This window comes from Desulfosporosinus sp. OT (assembly GCF_000224515.1).
In the GTDB taxonomy this organism is placed as follows: domain Bacteria; phylum Bacillota; class Desulfitobacteriia; order Desulfitobacteriales; family Desulfitobacteriaceae; genus Desulfosporosinus.
The window spans coordinates 1-18,820 of record NZ_AGAF01000068.1; the positions used below are offsets into that span (position 1 = coordinate 1).

At 42.7% G+C, this 18,820-nt stretch carries 17 protein-coding genes; 1 reads left to right on the forward strand and 16 read right to left on the reverse strand.

All coding sequences use genetic code 11. From position 1 onward, the window contains the following. The 8 genes from DOT_RS06185 to DOT_RS06220 form a co-directional block, all read right to left on the reverse strand. On the reverse strand, positions 1-629 hold a 629-nt coding region (locus tag DOT_RS06185; protein ID WP_009615621.1), incomplete at its 3' end, for a DeoR/GlpR family DNA-binding transcription regulator. A gap of 20 nt (positions 630-649) precedes the next feature. After that, a complete protein-coding gene (gene pyk, locus DOT_RS06190) occupies positions 650-2,383 on the reverse strand; it encodes a pyruvate kinase (protein WP_009615622.1) in 1,734 nt (577 codons plus the stop codon). A gap of 21 nt (positions 2,384-2,404) precedes the next feature. After that, positions 2,405-3,415: a type I glyceraldehyde-3-phosphate dehydrogenase gene (gene gap / locus DOT_RS06195; RefSeq protein WP_009615623.1), complete on the reverse strand. Its 1,011-nt coding sequence runs from the start codon at positions 3,413-3,415 to the stop codon at positions 2,405-2,407. A gap of 281 nt (positions 3,416-3,696) precedes the next feature. Beyond that, entirely contained in the window at positions 3,697-4,875 is a 1,179-nt protein-coding gene (locus DOT_RS06200) for an acetyl-CoA C-acetyltransferase (protein WP_009615625.1), read from the reverse strand. A gap of 176 nt (positions 4,876-5,051) precedes the next feature. Beyond that, on the reverse strand, positions 5,052-6,194 hold the full coding sequence (locus tag DOT_RS06205; protein ID WP_009615626.1) for an acyl-CoA dehydrogenase: 1,143 nt from the start codon (positions 6,192-6,194) through the stop codon (positions 5,052-5,054). 65 nt (positions 6,195-6,259) lie between these two features. Then, entirely contained in the window at positions 6,260-7,042 is a 783-nt protein-coding gene (locus DOT_RS06210) for a short-chain-enoyl-CoA hydratase (RefSeq protein ID WP_009615627.1), read from the reverse strand. Between the two features lie 88 nt (positions 7,043-7,130). Then, positions 7,131-7,979, reverse strand: coding sequence for a 3-hydroxybutyryl-CoA dehydrogenase (locus DOT_RS06215; RefSeq protein ID WP_009615628.1), 849 nt, complete (start codon positions 7,977-7,979; stop codon positions 7,131-7,133). A 372-nt stretch (positions 7,980-8,351) separates the two neighbouring features. After that, positions 8,352-10,082: a sigma-54-dependent Fis family transcriptional regulator gene (locus DOT_RS06220; protein WP_009615629.1), complete on the reverse strand. Its 1,731-nt coding sequence runs from the start codon at positions 10,080-10,082 to the stop codon at positions 8,352-8,354. 551 nt (positions 10,083-10,633) lie between these two features. Here DOT_RS06220 and DOT_RS06225 point away from each other — a divergent pair. After that, on the forward strand, positions 10,634-11,353 hold the full coding sequence (locus DOT_RS06225) for a Crp/Fnr family transcriptional regulator (RefSeq protein WP_242833780.1): 720 nt from the start codon (positions 10,634-10,636) through the stop codon (positions 11,351-11,353). Here the strand turns inward: DOT_RS06225 and DOT_RS28435 are convergent. The 8 genes from DOT_RS28435 to DOT_RS06260 all read right to left on the reverse strand — a co-directional run bounded on the left by DOT_RS28435 (position 11,277) and on the right by DOT_RS06260 (position 18,757). Then, positions 11,277-11,942, reverse strand: coding sequence for a 4Fe-4S binding protein (locus DOT_RS28435; RefSeq protein WP_083823982.1), 666 nt, complete (start codon positions 11,940-11,942; stop codon positions 11,277-11,279). The genes DOT_RS06225 and DOT_RS28435 overlap by 77 nt on opposite strands. 186 nt (positions 11,943-12,128) lie before the next feature. Next, the gene (gene phoU, locus DOT_RS06230) at positions 12,129-12,788 is read right to left on the reverse strand and encodes a phosphate signaling complex protein PhoU (protein WP_009615633.1); all 660 of its coding nucleotides are present in this window, start codon (positions 12,786-12,788) and stop codon (positions 12,129-12,131) included. Positions 12,789-12,844: 56 nt separating this feature from the next. After that, on the reverse strand, positions 12,845-13,597 hold the full coding sequence (pstB, locus tag DOT_RS06235; protein ID WP_009615634.1) for a phosphate ABC transporter ATP-binding protein PstB: 753 nt from the start codon (positions 13,595-13,597) through the stop codon (positions 12,845-12,847). A gap of 39 nt (positions 13,598-13,636) precedes the next feature. Then, complete coding sequence (gene pstA / locus DOT_RS06240) at positions 13,637-14,482, reverse strand: phosphate ABC transporter permease PstA (RefSeq protein WP_009615635.1); 846 nt, start codon at positions 14,480-14,482, stop codon at positions 13,637-13,639. Then, complete coding sequence (gene pstC / locus DOT_RS06245; protein WP_009615636.1) at positions 14,479-15,360, reverse strand: phosphate ABC transporter permease subunit PstC; 882 nt, start codon at positions 15,358-15,360, stop codon at positions 14,479-14,481. Before pstC ends, pstA begins: the two co-directional genes overlap by 4 nt. Before the next feature lie 459 nt (positions 15,361-15,819). Continuing rightward, positions 15,820-16,695 carry a phosphate ABC transporter substrate-binding protein gene (locus DOT_RS06250; protein ID WP_009615637.1) on the reverse strand — a complete coding sequence of 292 codons (876 nt, stop codon included), beginning with the start codon at positions 16,693-16,695 and terminating at the stop codon, positions 15,820-15,822. Positions 16,696-16,797: 102 nt separating this feature from the next. Next, positions 16,798-17,484 carry a response regulator transcription factor gene (locus DOT_RS06255; RefSeq protein WP_009615638.1) on the reverse strand — a complete coding sequence of 229 codons (687 nt, stop codon included), beginning with the start codon at positions 17,482-17,484 and terminating at the stop codon, positions 16,798-16,800. A gap of 121 nt (positions 17,485-17,605) precedes the next feature. Next, positions 17,606-18,757 carry a glycosyltransferase gene (locus DOT_RS06260; RefSeq protein WP_040411401.1) on the reverse strand — a complete coding sequence of 384 codons (1,152 nt, stop codon included), beginning with the start codon at positions 18,755-18,757 and terminating at the stop codon, positions 17,606-17,608. Between the last annotated feature and the right edge of the window lie 63 nt (positions 18,758-18,820).

Below are 18,820 nucleotides of genomic sequence, written 5' to 3' on the forward strand. Positions count from 1 at the left end.
TGCCCAATCTTAGCGCTATGGGCAACAAGAATAACCACATTAGCTACATTGAGCATAGCTTGTTTAACTTCAGATTCTAACATATTAGCCGTAGACAATCCGCGTTCAATGTTTACCCCTGTGGCACCCAGAAACAACTTGTCGGCATTGAAGCCATGGAAAGCGGCTCGTGTCATTGGGCCGACCAGGGCGAAAGTTCCGCTTCGAACTTCTCCCCCGGTCATCAATAAGGTAATTCCTTCTCGATTACCAAGAACACTGGCAATAGGCAAAGAATTAGTAATCACGTTACATTTTGTGTTCAGAGCTTGCGCAACTGCCAAGGTTGTAGTCCCTGCATCTAAAATAATGGAATCCCCTTCTGAGATCAAAGTTGCCGCCAATTGACCGATTCTTGCCTTTTCCCGTTCAGCCTCTCCCATTTTCATCATTAGTAACGTATCCATGGGTACAGGAGGGTAAATCGCTCGTCCGTGTTCCCGTTGAATTAAACCCAACGCGGCAAGATTCTTGAGATCTCGACGGATTGTCATTTCAGATACTTTAAACCGCTGCGCTAATTCAATTACGGTTAAGTTTCTATGTTCTTGGAGTAAGAAATGAATCTCATCCTGCCTTTCAGAACTCACGATCTCCCTCCTTTTCTTCTTTAGAGAATACTGACAGAACCCTCATACATCACGCCGCCCAAGGCATCAACCGTCAATGTTTGACCATTAGTGATCTTAGAAAAGGCCTCGGGCGCACCGACAATCGCTGGAATTCCATATTGCAAAGCGGCAATAGCTGCATGGGATGTCAAACCGCCCTCTTCGACAACTACTGCTCCAGCTCGGGCAATAAGGGGCACAAATCTCGCATCGGTTGCCTCCGCAATCAAAATATCTCCATCATTAAAAACGTCCTTCTCCGGTAAATGGACCTTGCGTGCGCAACCCGAATAGGACTTTCGGCCAATTCCCATCCCTTTGGCCAAGATATTTCCCATGATTTGGACTTTAATCATATTCGTAGAACCTACCCTGCCGATTGGGACACCTGCTGTGATGACCACCACATCTCCAGCATGGATATAGCTTTTAGTTAAGGATGTATTCACAGCAACTGATAACATTTGGTCAGTTCCTGAACTTTCCGGGACTACAAGAGGTTGAATACCCCATTGCAAGGATAATTTCCTTGCTGTCGTAGCAAACGGTGTTGCGGCTACGATCAAAGCACACGGTCGATACTTGGAGATCATACGCGAAGTCAAACCCGAATGCGTGGGTGTAATAATAGCAGCAGCTTCGAGATCTTTAGCTATTGTATAGCTTGCAAAGCAGATAGCCTCTGCAACATTACGTTGCGGGTGGCGGTTAGCTTGATTAACCATGGAGGTCTGTTCTGTTCTTTTGGCTATTTTATCCATCATGACTACCGCTTCTACTGGAAATAGACCTGCAGCCGTTTCTCCCGACAACATAATGGCATCCGTACCATCCATAATGGCGTTGGCAACATCACTGGCTTCTGCTCGGGTAGGCCGAGGTTGGCGGATCATCGAGTCCAACATCTGAGTAGCAACAATGACTGGTTTGCCCAATAAATTGCACTTCCGAATCATGTCCTTCTGATTGATCGGAACTTCTTCTACCGGAATTTCCACCCCCAGATCTCCACGTGCTACCATCAGTCCATCAGCGACATCCAGGATTGCGTCTAAGTTTGTCAGCCCTTCTTGGCTTTCAATCTTGGCAATAATGTGCACATCGGCTCCCATTTCTTCAATAACCTTGCGTACAGCCAGAACATCTAAGGCCTTACGGGTAAAGGAAGCAGCGATAAAATCAATGCCTTGAGAAATACCAAATCGAATATCGTCAATATCTTTTTCTGTGACAGCGGGTAAGTCAATGAGCGCGCCAGGAACATTAACCCCTTTTTGCGATTTAAGAACTCCACCATTTCTAATGATAGTTCGAATAATTTCGCTGTCCACAGAGATTACTTCTAAATCAATTTGACCATCATCGATGAGAATATGGGTACCTAGGCTCACTTGTTTCCATAAATCAGCATACGTGATTCCAACCCGTTGTAGGTCTCCCATTCCCAGATTTGTGTCCAAAGTGAATTCAGAACCATTTTCAAGCGTAATGCCTGCTTCGGGAACTATTCCCGTACGTACTTCCGGCCCTTTGGTGTCCAGAAGAATTCCCAAATGCTTACCAACTTTGGCAGCTTCCTCTTTCAAAACAGCCATTCTACGACCATGTTCCTCATGGGTTCCGTGTGAAAAATTTAAGCGAGCTACATCCATACCCGCTGCTAGAAGAGCTTGAACCTTTTCCTTGGACTCACTTGCCGGGCCAATCGTACAGACAATTTTAGTCCTTCTCATGGTACATCCCCTCTCCTAAACCTACAATCCTTTCGAAACAATAAGCTTCAGTAAATCCAAAATACGGTTGGAATAGCCCCATTCATTATCGTACCATGCCAAGATTTTAACCATGCGATCTCCCATCATCATGGTCGACAAGGCATCAACTATAGAACTGGCAGGGTTACCATTAAAGTCGTGGGAAACTAAGGGTAACTCGCAATACTCAAGAATCCCTTTTAGTTTACCGTCTGCCGCTTGGCGAAGAGTGGCATTTACTTCTTCTTTTGATGTTGGTTTGGTTAAATTAGCCACAAAATCAACCAATGAAACATTCGGTGTTGGAACTCGGACAGCTAATCCATTCATTTTGCCTTCTAATTCAGGTATGACAAGAGTGACCGCTTTAGCTGCACCCGTAGTCGTAGGAATCATGGATTGATAAGCGGCTCTTGATCGACGCCAATCTGAATGTTCCAAGTCCAGAATACGTTGGTCATTAGTTACTGAATGAGTCGTTGTCATCATCCCTTGTTCAATCCCAAAGGCATCAAGTAATACTTTAGCGACAGGAGCAAGACAATTTGTTGTGCAAGAAGCGTTGGAAATAACATGGTGTTTCAGAGGATCATATTTATCATCGTTAACTCCCATAACAATCGTGATATCTTCATTTTTAGCCGGTGCGGAGATGACAACTTTCTTGGCGCCTGCAGTCAGATGTTGTGCTGCTGCGTCACGCTTCGTAAAGCGTCCGGTTGACTCGATTACGATATCTACTCCGAGTTTACTCCAAGGTAAATCCAGAGGATTTCTTTCAGCTAGAATTTCAATGCGTTTGCCATCAATAATCATCGTACGGCCATCAATTTCTACTGAATTAGGGAGAATCCCGTGTACAGAATCGTACTTGAACAAATGCGCTAATAAATCAGGGCTTCCCAAATCATTGATGGCAACCACTTCAAAGGGAAGGGATTGCGTTAGTGCGGCACGCAGTGTAAGTCGACCAATTCTACCAAAACCATTAATTGCTACTTTTAAACTCATTTTAGGTAACCTCCTCTTAATAATCCGGCAATTATAACCGGACACACATTAAATAATGCTCATGATAAACATTATTCTGTGCAAATAAACAAATTCCTGCTTATAAAATGTTTGCTCACACAAAAATTATAATGTTTGTCCGTTTTATAGTTCCCGATAAAGAAGAAAAACTTGCAAAGGATTGCTTTGCAAGTTTTAGATCAGATCAATTATTATATTGTGAGCTACCCTTTAAATTTTAACTGTTTCAAAAGTGATCAGGCCTCTCAATAATTATAAATTTAACGTTCTACAATCAGTGCAATACCCTGTCCGCCGCCAATACATAGCGTAGCCAACCCGCGATGGGCATTCCTGCGTTTCATTTCGTGGAGCAAGGTCACCAGAATACGTGTTCCAGAAGCTCCAACGGGATGACCAATGGCAATTGCTCCACCATTCACATTCGTTTTCTCCATATTAAGTTGCAATTCTTTAGCAACCCTTAATGTTTGTGAAGCAAATGCTTCGTTAGCTTCCACGAGATCGATATCTTCAATTTTAAGACCAGCTTTCTCTAAGGCTTTACGGCTAGCAGGGATAGGGCCAGTGCCCATAATTCGTGGATCTACGCCAGCTGAAGCCCATGAAGTAATGGTTGCAAGAGGAGTTAGTCCTAGTTCTACAGCTTTCTCTTTCGCCATGACGACGACGGCAGCAGCTCCGTCATTAATTCCTGAAGCATTGGCGGCAGTGACTGTTCCATCCTTTTTAAATGCACCTTTTAGTTTAGCAAGGCCTTCATAAGTTGCGCCAAAACGTGGAAATTCGTCCTGGGAGAAAACGATTGGGTCGCCTTTGCGTTGGGGGATGGAAACTGGTACGATTTCCTCATCATACTTACCAGCTTTGATAGCCGCTTCCGCACGATTTTGACTGGACACTGCATACTTATCTTGTTCTTCGCGAGATATGCCAAACTGCTCGGCAATATTTTCAGCGGTTATACCCATATGAATGTTGTCGAAGGCATCCGTTAAAGCATCGTTAATCATGGAATCGACAAGAACTCCATTACCCATTTTATAACCGGTACGTGCTTTAGGAAGAAGATGAGGGGCTAAGGACATACTTTCCATCCCACCCGCTACAACAATGTCAGCGTCCCCAGCGATGATGGCTTGAGCTGCACAGACGACAGATTTGATACCGGACCCGCATACTTTATTAACCGTCCAGGAAGGAACTTCCTGAGGAATACCGGCTTTGATTGCCGCTTGACGAGCGGAATTCTGCCCTAAGCCAGCTTGGATTACGTTGCCTAATATAACTTCATCCACCTGATCTGGGGTAATACCTGCTCTGAGCATAGCTTCTTTAATGGCAATTGCACCTAACTCAGCTGCTGACATTTGCCCTAATGTACCACAAAAGGTACCAACTGGGGTACGTACTGCACTTACTATAACAACGTCTCTCATTTTTGAACACATCCTTCAAAAGTTATTTCTGCTATTCAATTATTCAATGACTATTGGAGGATACCATCTCCTTAGTCTGGGGTAAAGGGTCAATGAGGGGACCTATTTAGCAAAGCGCCTTGGAAAGGCGCTTCGCTAAGAGGTAACTATCTATATTAATTTGCTGGTGCACTGAGTTATTTAAGGATGTGGGCCGCGATAACTACGCGTTGGATCTCATTAGTTCCTTCATAAATTTGGGTAATCTTGGCGTCACGCATCATCCGTTCAACCGGATACTCACGGGTATATCCATAACCACCGAAGAGTTGAACTGCCATAGTGGTTACATCCATCGCAGTGTCGGAAGCAAAACATTTAGCCATAGCAGAGAATTTACTAACCGGTTGAGTATGCTGCGAGGCAATAAAAGCTGATTGATAAACGAGGAGACGGGCTGCTTCAATTTGCATAGCCATATCAGCTAATTTAAATTGAGTGTTTTGGAGCGTAGAAATGGGTTTTCCGAACTGTTCTCTTTCTTTAGTATAATTAAGAGCTGCTTCATAAGCGCCTTGGGCAATACCTAAAGCTTGAGAAGCGATACCGATACGGCCATAATCAAGTGTTTGCATAGCGACTTTAAAGCCTTGTCCTTCTTTACCAAGCAAGTTTTCAGCGGGAATTCTGCAATCTTCGAATACTAATTCATAAGTGGCTGAAGACTTAATCCCCATTTTTTTCTCTTTTTTACCGAAGGAGAAACCCGGTGTTCCTTTTTCTAGAATAAATGCAGCAATTCCTTTATTACCTTTGCTCTTATCCATTTGAGCTGTAACCACATAGATATCAGCATAGTATCCGTTGGTGATAAAAATTTTGCTGCCGTTTAAGATGTAGGAATCTCCATCCTTAACAGCTGTTGTTCTTGTTCCTGAAGCATCGGATCCAGCCATGGGTTCTGTCAAGCCAAAAGCTCCAAGTTTTTCACCGGTTGCTAAGGGGGTTAAGAATTTTTTCTTTTGCTCTTCAGTACCAAACATGTTGATAGGGTTAGCACCTAAACTGGAATGAGCGGAAATGGTTACTCCCATGGAAGCATCGACACGGGAAAGTTCTTCGACAGCGATAGCATAGGAAATATAGTCTGCACCAATACCGCCGTATTCTTCAGGGAATGTGATTCCAGCTAAGCCGAGGTCAGCCGCTTGTCTGTAAAGATCCATAGAAAATTCTTCATTCTCGTCACGCTCTTCTAAGCCTGGTTTGCACTCTTTCTCAGCAAAATCGCGAACCATTTTACGCATCATTTTATGTTCTTCAGTTAATTCGAAATTCATTAATAATCAATCCTTTCAACTCTACAATTTAATTTTTTTAGATTAATTAATTTAACATTAAGATCTTATTTACCTTGGAATGCTGGTTTGCGTTTTTCCACAAAGGCCGTGCAACCCTCGGTTTGATCCTGGGTACTAAAGGTTAAACCAAAAGCATCTGCTTCAAAGGCTTGGGCACTATCCAAATCCATATTAACGCCCCGCTGAATGGCACTTTTACTGAGCTGAACAGCTGCAGGTGCTCTTCCTGCAATTCTCTTCGCCAACTTTTGAGCTTCTTCCATAAGTGTGTCTACAGGATAGACATGGTTAACTAACCCAATCCGATAAGCTTCTTGAACATCAATGATATCGCCTGTAAAAAGCAACTCACTGGCTAATCCTGTACCGACTAGACGAGGTAAACGCTGGGTTCCTCCAAATCCGGCAGTTAGTCCAAGTGTCACTTCAGGCTGACCAAACTTTGCATTTTCACCCGCTATACGAATATCGCAAGCCATTGCTAATTCGCACCCGCCGCCTAAGGCAAAGCCATTGATTGCCGCGATCACTGGTTGAGGCAATAGTTCAAGTTTGCGGAAGGTTGCCTGACCCAATTGAGCAAATTGCCGACCTTCCAAAGCATTGAAGTCCTTCATCTGAGAAATGTCTGCTCCTGCGACAAAGGCCTTTTCTCCGCTTCCTGTAAGGATTACTGCTTTGACACTGGAATCCCTCCCCAGCTCATCGAGCACGGTGGACAGTTCCGCCAATGTGTCACTGTTTAGGGCGTTTAAGGCTTTGGGACGATTGATGGTCAGAACGGCGACAGCACCGTTCTTTTCTAATAAAAGATTGGTATATTCCACGCTGTCTCCTCCTCTATTTCACAATCCCTTTCATAAGAACGTCTTATTTTCATCTCCGAAAGAGAGGGAAACCAAATTGTTACTTTCTTTACTTAGCGTAATTATAGAAACCTCGGCCAGATTTACGTCCCAGCCAACCTGCTTTAACATATTTGCGCAGTAATGGGCAAGGGCGATATTTATCTCCTAAGCCTTCATGGAGAACTTCCATAATTGAGAGAACTGTATCTAGACCAATTAAATCACCTAAGGCCAGAGGTCCCATCGGATGATTGCATCCTAATTTCATAGCATTATCAACAGCTTCAGGTGTTGTGGCAACTCCCTCAGCTAAAGTGTAAACCGCTTCGTTGATCATGGGGATTAAGACCCGGTTCACCACAAATCCAGGGTTGTCGTTGACTTCCACCGGTGTTTTGTCTAATTTGACACTGAGCTCTTCGATCGCTTTATACACTTCGTCACTGGTGGCTAAACCTCTGATAATTTCAACGAGCTTCATTACTGGTACAGGATTAAAGAAGTGCATCCCAATGACTTTGTCCGGCCGTTTAGTAAACGCGCCAATTTCAGTAATCGGCAAGGATGATGTATTCGTGGCGAGAATCGTATGTTCTGGGCAAATTACATCAAGTTGCGAGAAAACTTGAGACTTAATCGCTATATTTTCCACAGCAGCTTCAATGACCAAGTCAGCCGATGCAGCATCTTGTAAGGAGGTTGATTTGGTAATACGTCCTAAAATGAGTTCTTTGTCCTCCGCCTTAAGCTTACCTTTTTCGACACTACGGCTGAGGTTCTTATCAATGATGCCAAAACCCCGATTTACAAATTCATCTTTAATGTCATTTAAAATGACAGAGTAGCCCGCTTGAGCAGCAACTTGAGCGATTCCTCCGCCCATTTGTCCAGCTCCAATGACCATGATTGTCTTCACGCTTACTCCTCCTTATTTTTATTACGAGTTACAGGTTAAATCAGTAGTTTCGTAATCTAATGAATTTATAATGCAATTCCCGTGCCAATGACTATTCATTAGATTCAAAATTTTCAACTTTCACTTATACCAAGGGATATGGCTCTTTTCGCGCACCAATCAATAAAATGCCGAACTGTTTTAAATGTTCACATTTGTTTACACTTTTTAGTCATTAGTACTCGCAATCCGCTTCAGGGTCCCGACATCAAGAAACGTGTCAACGAATGGAGACATGCTTCCATCGGTTGACACGTTTCTTGATCGTAATCAGTTTTTAACCTTTATATCGACAAAAAATTATTAGGTATTTTGTCTAATATTGAAGATTGTTTAATGTAATTGATGCTTTATAAGCTTCTTGTATAAACCTGCCCGAGATAAGCCTAAGGTTTTAGCGGCTTGAACTTTATTCCCGTTCGCTGTATCCAGGGCATAAATGAGTGCCTCTTTTTCGACCCCACTGAGAATAGCCTCCAAGGAACCGCCGGCAAAAGGGCGTGCTTCGCGCCCATCTAAGATTTGCAGGTAATTTGGCAGATGTTTAAGCTGAATTTCTGAGCCGTCAAGCATGTTAAAGGCCCTCTCAATAATATTTTCAAGTTCTCGAATATTACCTGGCCAGCGATGTTTCATAAGAACATTTTTCGTCTCTGTCGTTATTCCCGTGACAGATTGCGCAAATTGGAGGTTGAATTTCTTAATAAATGTTTCGATCAGAGCCTCGAGATCATCCATCCTTTCCCGTAAAGGAGGAATGGTAAACGTGACAACGTTTAAGCGATAATAAAGATCCTCGCGGAATTGCTTGTCGCGAATCATAGCTTCAAGGTCACGATTGGTCGCGGCAACCAAGCGCACGTCTACTTTCCGTGGCTTACTGCTTCCTAAGCGTTCAATTTCCCGATCCTGCAGAACACGCAATAGCTTGGCTTGCATGGCCATCTCCATGTCCCCAATTTCGTCAAGAAATAGGGTGCCCTTATCCGCAAGTTCAAATTTCCCCAACTTGCCCCCTTTACGGGCTCCAGTAAATGCTCCTTCTTCATAACCAAACAATTCAGATTCGAGCAGGTTTTCAGGTACTGCCGCGCAGTTTACCTTAATGAAGGGACCTTTACTGCGAGAACTTTCCGTATGAAGCAGTTGAGCAAACAATTCTTTTCCAGTCCCGCTTTCTCCTCTTAAGAGCACATTAGACCCTGATTTAGCAACGCGAAGAGCGGTTTGAACTAACGCGATCATTAAGGGGTTTTTCCCTTTTAAGAGTTGCAGGGCAGAACAATTTTTCTCTAACATAGTTTTTTTATAGTAGTCCAGTTCGGATCGTAAGGAATCAACTTTTTTCGTTAAGGCGTAGAGTTCGTTAACATCTTTGAAGACAACTTTTCCGAAAGCCCCCACGATCTCTCCATCCTGGATAATCGGGATTCTACTAGCGATAATTTCGTGTCCGTTTAAATCATGAATATATCCATGCACAGGTTTGCCCGTTTCCAGAACTTCTGTAAATTTAGGGTTGTCGTAGATCTCGGTAATGGGTTTACCAACCATATCCTCAGGGGATTGCAGGAAAAAGCTTGCAAAGGCCTCATTCGTCATCGTAATAATTCTTTCTTTATTAACCACGATAAGTCCATCGTAAGCCGTATTGATGACGACCTCGAGGATGCGTTGTAGTTCTTTAGTCTTCTCATGCTCGATAACCAAATTGTCAAGAAGATTTTGGAGAATTGTGATATCTTGGAATACAGCCGCAGCTCCAACTAATTCACCATGCACATAAATTGGGGTGCGACTGCTTAATAAGATGCTATTATTAAATGTAAACTTCTGGCCTAACTCAGCAATTCCGTTTTCAAAAACTCGAAGCAACCCGGTTCCTGGGATAACCGTAGAAACTGACTGCCCTACTAGATCCCGGTCGGGGATTTTCAATATATTATAAACGGCGCGATTAGCATAAATAATTCGGCCCTGTGGATCGACGGCAATGATTGCGTTATTCGTATTGTCGAGAATCTCATCAAGGGTAATCGAGATGGTTTGTCCCTCCAGTAACATTGGCCAACCTCCCGTAATTTTAATATTATAATATTTTATTCGACAAAAAAAGTGGCGACTCCTTCCTGAACCGTCAATTGTTGTGCACAGTGGATAATAAAAATCGGAATATTTCAAAGAATTATCTAATTCAAAACAAATAAAGAGGAGTGTGCTATTTGGCTTTTTTTAGCACACTCCTCTTATTTTACCGAGTTGTCCAGGGTAACGATTTTTGAATATTTCGCTCTTTGTGTGTATCAAACTCTGTATAATGCGGGTCACTTTTGGTGGCTGGGTCCTTTGGTCGTGAAACTTTCTTGTGGGCGCCCATATATATCCTTCCTTTCAGGTCAGAATATAGTGAACTAACCTAAAAATAGTTTTTCCCGCTTCTGAAAATCATATTCTACTAATTTCTTCAGTTTAGTCTTCATTTTCAGTTCAATCTCAAACTAACATTTTGGAATTACGCTCACTCTCAACTTGCATGCTATAATTAAATAAATCTTCCCGCTCGTAGCGAAGAATGATACCTTTTCACTGGAAATAATCTAATATGGAGGGATAATGTGGCAAAAGATCATCAAATTCGAGAAATGTTAACCCGTAAATTTTTTTCAGGTAATATGCCACCTGAGTTCATAGATTTCTGCCTAGCGCATGGCCGAATTCGTCATTATACGCCTAAACAATACCTTTATTTCTCGGGTGAGGAAGGAAATACGGTTTATTTTCTGATCTCTGGTCGAGTTCGGCTGTATTTAATGAGTGAGTTTTCAGAGAAGATTATTCGTGTACTTAGTCCTCCAGTTTTTTTCCCAGAAGTAATTTTAGACGGAAAACCATATCCGCATGCTGCGCTTTGCATCGAAGATGCAGAAGTATTAACCATTGATCTCCAAACCTTTATTCGTTTTATAGAAGGCAATCCAGCCATTCTCTGGGTTTTCTACCGCGAACTCGCTTTAGACTTGCGCCGTTCCTATCGGCAAATTAAAAATCTTTCGCTGGGAGATGCCCGTCTGCGCTTAGGTGCCAAGCTGTTTGCTTTAGCCCATGTCCATGGCCAACCCTCATTGAACGGAGTTTTAATAACGATTCCCCTATCCGCGACAGAGCTTGCCGGGATGTGCAGTCTTGCTCGTGAGTCTGTTAGTCGCATCTTGGGAGAATTAAAGGAATTAAAAATTATTGATATTAAGAAAAAGAACATCACTGTCTTTGATCCTGAAATTCTTCGCCGCTGGATTCATGAGCGCTCTTCCCGTTCACGCTCGACACTAGACTAATCTTATTATCATTAAGGTAGTGCGTTAATCTTTCTTGTGGACCTGCATCCTTGATATAGCCACTCATGATATCGGAAATCCAGGTTACCACTTCTTCGTCTGTCGGAACTTGTCCAGCGAATTTTGCAAATTGAGGGTGTCGCCCCACTCGTCCTCCCAAACGCAAGCTCCAACCGCTTTCTCCAGGGATCAACGTTCCAGAAGGACACACTCTGAGACAATCTCCACAGGAAATACAACGGGTATTGTCAATAGTTATCCCGTTCGGCTGGCAAGTAATGGCTTCTTCTAAACATGTGCGTTCACAGGCTTTGCACACTGAACACTGAGCATCAGTAATCCGAGGAGTTACATATCCTGATATGCCAAAATCTTTGATATTCGGTTGAGAACATCCATTGGGGCAACCGGCCAAACAAACCTTCGGGAGATGGTGGTTAAGAACAGGGCGAAACTTATCTTGAAGAATTTGAAGCAAGTTCAATTCAGTTAGTTTTATCTCCAGTTCATCATAAAGATTGTGCCAATCACGCGCTGCCTTCGGACAATTGGGACGACAATGTTCAAGCTGAAATCCCGTTTGTTGCATATCAATTCCCCCAGCAATTTGAAATTTTCATTTCGACAACTAGAGATAGTGTAACAATAATTCGCTTCATGTAGTGTGGCTTGAATCACAGTTATTAAATCCTGACATGAACGAAAATTTATACTTTCCGCCTAGTACAAAAAGAACTGGCATTTAGCCAGTCCAAGTAATCTTAGGTTTCTTATCCTATTCGTTTAGATCCACTCTCTTTCCAGTTACAAGATATACGATCTCTTCAGCGATATTTGTACAATAGTCTCCCATGCGCTCCAGAAAACGACATGCAAAGATTATGTAATTAGCTTGAGTTACCTTTTGGGGATCGGCCATCATTATGACCCGTAGTTCTCCAAAGACATGAGAATAAATCTTATCAATTTCATCATCCATCATGGACATTTCTGCTGCTGCTTTACAATCTTCCTGTACATATGCTTTGAGCCCAAGATCGATCATTTCTTGAACCAAGACACTCATCCGGGGAATGTCAACTAAAGGTTTAATCAATTGTTCTCGACCTATTCTGATGGTTAACTTTGCCAGGTCGACAGCTAAATCGCCCATTCTTTCTAAATAAATGGAGATTTTAAAACCTGCTACAAGCTTGCGTAAATCCAAAGCAAAGGGTTGCTGCGTAGCGATTAGAAGAATACATTTTTCTTCAATACTTGCTTGTAGATCATTGACGGCTAAATCCCCTACAACGATGGTGTTAGCTAATTCCATATCCTGGTTGATTAATGACTGGATGGCAAGACCAATCCGTTGGTCTACCATCTTCCCTAGATCCAATATATTTAACCGCAGTTCATCCAGATCGTTATCAAATTTCTGGCGAGTCGGCATCTCTAACCCTCCTCTCTATCAAAAAATACAATAACCCTAAGGAAAGTAAAAGCGCCTTAGCCGAAGCGACCGGATATATAATCTTCCGTTTTTTTCCTGGCAGGTCGGGTAAATAGGAGACTTGTGACATCTTCTTCGATTAAATCACCGTTTAAGAAAAATGCCGTTCGATCAGATACTCGCGACGCTTGATGCATGTTATGCGTAACAATAATGATTGTGTATTTATTTTTTAACTCCACAATAAGCTCTTCAATCTTCATAGTAGAAATGGGATCGAGTGCTGATGTGGGTTCATCCATTAACAGAATCTCAGGTTCTACCGCCAATAGCCGAGCAATACAGAGCCGTTGTTGCTGCCCACCTGACAGTCCCAGCGCTGATTTGTGTAAGCGATCTTTGACTTCATTCCATAACGCAGCACCATTAAGACTAGCCTCTACTATTTCGTTAAGTTTTTTCTTATCCGCTTCACCGTGAATCCGAGGACCGTAAGCAACATTTTCGAAAACAGATTTAGGAAAGGGATTTGGGTGTTGGAAAACCATACCTACCCTTTTGCGCAACAACACAACATCCGTGTCAGAGGCATAGATATCCTGTCCATCAATCCGGACTTGGCCTAAGATCTTTACATTAGGATTTAAATCTTGCATCCGATTGAGCGTCCTCAGAAATGTGGACTTGCCGCATCCAGATGGCCCAATCAGAGCAGTCACGCTTTTCTCGGCCATTGCCAAGCTTATGTTACTTAAGGCCTGTTGTTCACCATAAAAAAGGTCGAGGTTACTGACCACGATCTTATCCATTTCAATTTCTCCTTATAACGCACTTAATTCCTCTTACTCCTACTCCTTATCTTTCCCAAGGAGTCGGTGTTGCAGCCAACGGCTGGGTAGTGTTAAACAAATGTTAAAGATGATGACCATAATGATAAGCAGTGCAGCGGTCCCATCTGCAATTTGGTCAGCATTTGTCCCCGGTAACGGATTTGACTTAGCGGCAAATAAATGCACAGCCAAAGTTTCTCCAGCAGCTAAGGGATTAATATCAAACAATTTACGGGAAACATTCATCCCAGCTGTAAAAATTAAAATAGCTGTCTCACCCAAAGCCCTGCCTGCGACCAGAGTAACTCCTGTAATGAGCCCCGGTAGAGCAGTCGGCAGTATTACTTTACGTAAAGTTTGCCACATTGTAGCCCCTAAGGCTAAGCTGGCCTCGCGATAACTTTTAGGTACCGTTCGCAGAGACTCTTCAGTTACGCGCACTAAGATCGGTAGATTGAGTAACGCCAAAGTGGCAGATCCTCCTAAGATTGTGAATCCCAAACCTAGCTTATTGACAAAAATAATCATGCCAAAGAGACCAAAAACTATTGACGGAACGGTGGCAAGACTCTCTGTGCTCAAACGAATAAGGTCGGTTAATTTATTTTGGGGGGCATATTCAGCTAAATAAATTCCGGCACCCAACCCCACGGGCAAAGAGAAGGCTAAGGAAAGGGCCAGCAGATAAAAGGAGTTGAATAATTGGCCTCGCACTCCTTCTGGACCATTGAAGAAATCAGGGGTCAAATAAGGTAGACCTCGTCCTAAAATATAAACAAGAAACGCTATTAATAAAGCTACAATGACTATGGCTACTAACCACAGCATAGTGCTGGCAAAACGGTCAGTTTGGCGAGCTTTCAACGGGCCGCCCCCTTTCTCACTGCCGTTCGAACAAGAATGATCAAACCTAAAGCAATGAATAGCAAAATGAAGGACATCAAAAATAGCGCATTGTTCCAAGTCGAGCCAAAAGGAGTATTCCCCATTTCCATAACTATGTCACTGGTTAAAGTTGATGTAGGAATTACTAAGGAACTAGGGAAACGTGGAGAATTTCCAATGACCATTTGCACCGCCATTGTCTCGCCAATAGCCCTAGCCATCGCTAATATAACGGCCGTTAATATTCCTGGCGAAGCTGCAGGTATTAGAACCCGATAGATTGTCTGCCAACGAGTTGCCCCTAAAGCAACGGAAGCTTCTTTATAGGTTTTTGGCAGGGAGCGTAGGGCATCTTCTGAAAGACTGATAACCGTTGGTAAAATCATAATTGAAAGAACGATTCCAGCTGCCAATACACCATAACCCGTAGAAGAGTTGGTGGACCTTCTAATGAAGCCAACAACGACCGTCAGCCCGACATATCCGTAAACAACTGAAGGGATCCCTGCAAAAAGATCGGTAGCAGGACGCATAAACGTCCTTACCCATGGTGGAGCAATTTCGGCCAAAAAGATAGCTCCAGCCAGCCCCAGTGGCCCTCCAAGCAAAATGGCGATTAAAGTTGTCCCAATCGATCCGGCGATAAATGTGAGGGCACCGAATTGGTTGGAGTCGGGTTGCCATTTGCTGCTTGTAAAAAACTCCAGCACACTTACTTGTCGAAAGGTGGATAAACCCTGCATTCCAACAAACCATATGATACAAAGGATAATCAAAGAGACCAAAACCGCGCTACTAATAAATAAATATCGGGACAGACGGTCATTAAAATACACCTTGGACTTACTGTGAGGCAAACTGTTACACCCCCAGACGTTTTAATAATTTTTTCCTTAAATCATAGATAAGCTACTTTTACGGTTTTCGGATTGAAATCACTTTGCTTGTTATAGTCTACTCTATTTGTGTAAACTAAAAATTAAGAGAGTGTAAAGTTTAGGTTAAATTCGCCGTGATGGCGAGAAGGGACCGCTGGCCATGAATGGCCGAGTGTGTCCCTGTAAAGCCATGACTCGAACAGGACCGTTCGTGGTTAGAGCGCCGCCCGAAGACACTGTCTTCGCACGTATTAGCCCTTCTTGCAGGATGGCAAGGCGCAGTGATGGCGAGATATAAAATATGAAACGATAAGTAATACTTTCCTGACTAGACTAAAATAGAAGCAAGGAATAACCTTGCTCCTATTTTAGTCTATATGTTACAAATGATGGGATCGTTATTTAGCTTAGACTTCACAAAACCTGCTAGGGACCAAATTACTTTTTCATCTTGGTGGATGGGATGAAACCAGTCTTTTCAACGTTTTGATCTTGGAATTCCGGGCTGCTAATATAGTCTAAGAAGAGTTTTACCGTACCCGTTGCTTCCCCTTTAGTATACATATGCTCATAGCAATAGATGGGATATTGTCCACTAGTTACAGCGTCCGCACTGTATGCTACGCCATTGAATTTTAGAGCCTTGACGGTATCTTTTAAGTAGGCAGCATCAATATAGCCTATTGCCCCAGGGGTTTGACCAACACCTGTGAGTAAGTTACCTGTAGAATCTTGAGCGGCGGCAGCGTCAGTCATTTTTTGGCCGTCCATTACGATTTTTTCTACATTCAGACGTGTACCGGAAGAGGCTGCACGACCGATGATTGATATCTTTTCATCTTGACCACCAACATCTTTCCAGTTGGTAATTTTTCCGGTAAATATGTCCGCAGCTTGAGCTTTGGTCAAGTTGTCAATGGTGACATCTTTGTTAGCAATAAGTATGAAAGGAGCTACGCAAACTTCGTGATCGACCAATCCTTGACTTTTCAGTTCATCCGGTGCAAGAACGTCAGAGTTTCCAATTTCAATAGCACCACTTGCCACATTGTTTAGACCAGTCATCGATCCGCCGCCGCTAATGTTTACTTGCACACCAGCATTTTTAGCCATGAATTCATCGGCAGCTAATTTAACGAGTGGCTGGAGAGCTGTTGAACCTGCGGCAGAAATAGTTTTCTTATCAATCGTTGTTGCAGCACTTGGAGTTGGGGTTGGAGTCGATGGAGCAGCTGTTTGTCCACATCCGACCAGGACCATTAAAGCAACTAAAGTCGTACCAACAAGAGCAATTTTTGATTTTGTTTTAAACAATTTTATTTCCTCCTTAAATTTCCTTCAGCCCAAATTGATTATACTGGAAGTTTGTAAAGTCTTAATGAAATCAATGTAAAGTTTAAGTTAAAACTTCATTTTTTATTCTCGGCGAGCAAAAAGGTACCCCACTCCCCTGACTGAATCCAGGACTGGTCCTAAAGCCTTTAACTTATTGCGCAAATGACTAATATGCACATCAAGGGTTCTACTATCAGTGCTGGAAAGGTAGCCCCAGACCTTCTGAATTAGGTATTCACGGCTAAATACTTGGTAAGGATTAGCTACGAAAAGTACCAACAATTCAAATTCTTTCACTGTTAAATTTAGCGGTTTAGCTGCAATTGTAGCAATGTAACTTTCTTGAACTATCTCTAAGGACCCCCATCTCAAAGGACCGTTTGATAATTCATTTTTCCGTTGCCCTTCTCTAAGCCTCGCCTTAATTCTGGCAGATAATTCTCTAGGACTAAAAGGTTTTGTTAGGTAATCGTCAGCTCCTAACTCAAGCCCGATTACTTTGTCCGCTACATCGGTACGGGCACTTAAAATGATGATTGGAATGCCTGCAGTTTCCTTTTGGGCCCGTAATATTTTACACACATCATAACCATCAATGATAGGTAGCGTTAGGTCAAGAATTATAAGGTCGGGCTTTTCTCTTTTGGCAAGATCTAATCCCTGCTCGCCATCAGAGGCGATCAAAACAACAAATCCCTCTTTTTCTAAACTAAACTGAACTAACTCTTGTATTTGAACATCGTCCTCTACAAGTAAAACTTTGTTCACATCTTAGCTCCCCCCAATACAGGCCCTCCTTTACAAAGGTAAGTTTAATTGACTAACACTATATTAATAGTCTTTTGTAAAGTCTGAATGAAGAGAATGTAAACTTACTGTTAAACTATTTCTAGCCGATTTTTTGTTCGATTTCTAAATTCATACTTATTTGAAGCATATTTTCTACAACCCGATCGGTAGAGTGACGCCGCAAAGCAACGGCAGCATTTCCTCTCATTCTCTCTATTTCCTTAGGATTTGCCAATAAACGACTCAGAAAATAACCCAATTCATCTTCAGTGCCCGCAACGTATCCTGCACCGATACGTTGCACAAAATTCGCATTTTCTTCTTCCTGACCGGGGATTGGATTGTAGATAATCAATGGTAAGCGCTTCGTTAGGGCCTCGGAAACAGTTAAACCGCCGGCCTTAGTAACTATCAGATCAGAAACTGCCATTAGTTCCTCCACATTATGCACGAACCCCAACCGTACCATTGGTTTACTAGACCGCTCGATCAGCTCTTCTAAAGAATGATATAGTTTCTTGTTTCTACCACAAACAATAATAGTTTGAACAGGGACTTGAGATTCTGTAATTATATTGCAGATTTTTTTTGTGCTCTCTAAGCACCCATACGCCCCTCCCATCACTAGATAGGTGGGAAGTTCAGGATTTAAAGCTAACTTGGAAAAAATATGTCGCCGATCCAATTCTCTCTCAAATTTTGGGCTGACCGGAATCCCGGTAACCTGAATACGTTGCGCTTTGATTCCCCAAGACACTAAACTATTCTTTACTTCTTCACAAGCTACCATGTAGCAATCAACACCTGAATGGACCCAATGACTGTGAACCGTATAATCCGTAATTACGGTGATAACCGGCACATTGAGAATTTGCTCCCGTCTCAATTGAGCTAGAATTGATGAAACTGTGGGATAAGTACATACAATAAGATCTGGTTCAAATTCCTGAATATATTTAAGAAAATCGCTTCGCCCCAACTGACTCAGAAAACGTTGAATCTTCGATTCAGGTTGTAGTTTCGCAGTTCTATAATAAAATTTCCCCCAAAGTTTCGGGGTATGTTTAATCATTTCAATGTAAACATTTTTGGCCATCGTGTTAAACCGTTTACTCAAGAAATCACCGAAATCTAAATGAATAATTGTGGCATGAGGTTCTTTGCTAAGTATACCTTCAATAACAGCTTCTGCCGCCCGGAAATGTCCGTTTCCAAACGCTGCCGAAAATACGAGAACTCTTAACTGTTTCAACACTTGCCCTCCCTCTCGGACGACCATTCTCTCACTCCCTTTCCAAGCAGACTGGCCGGAAGA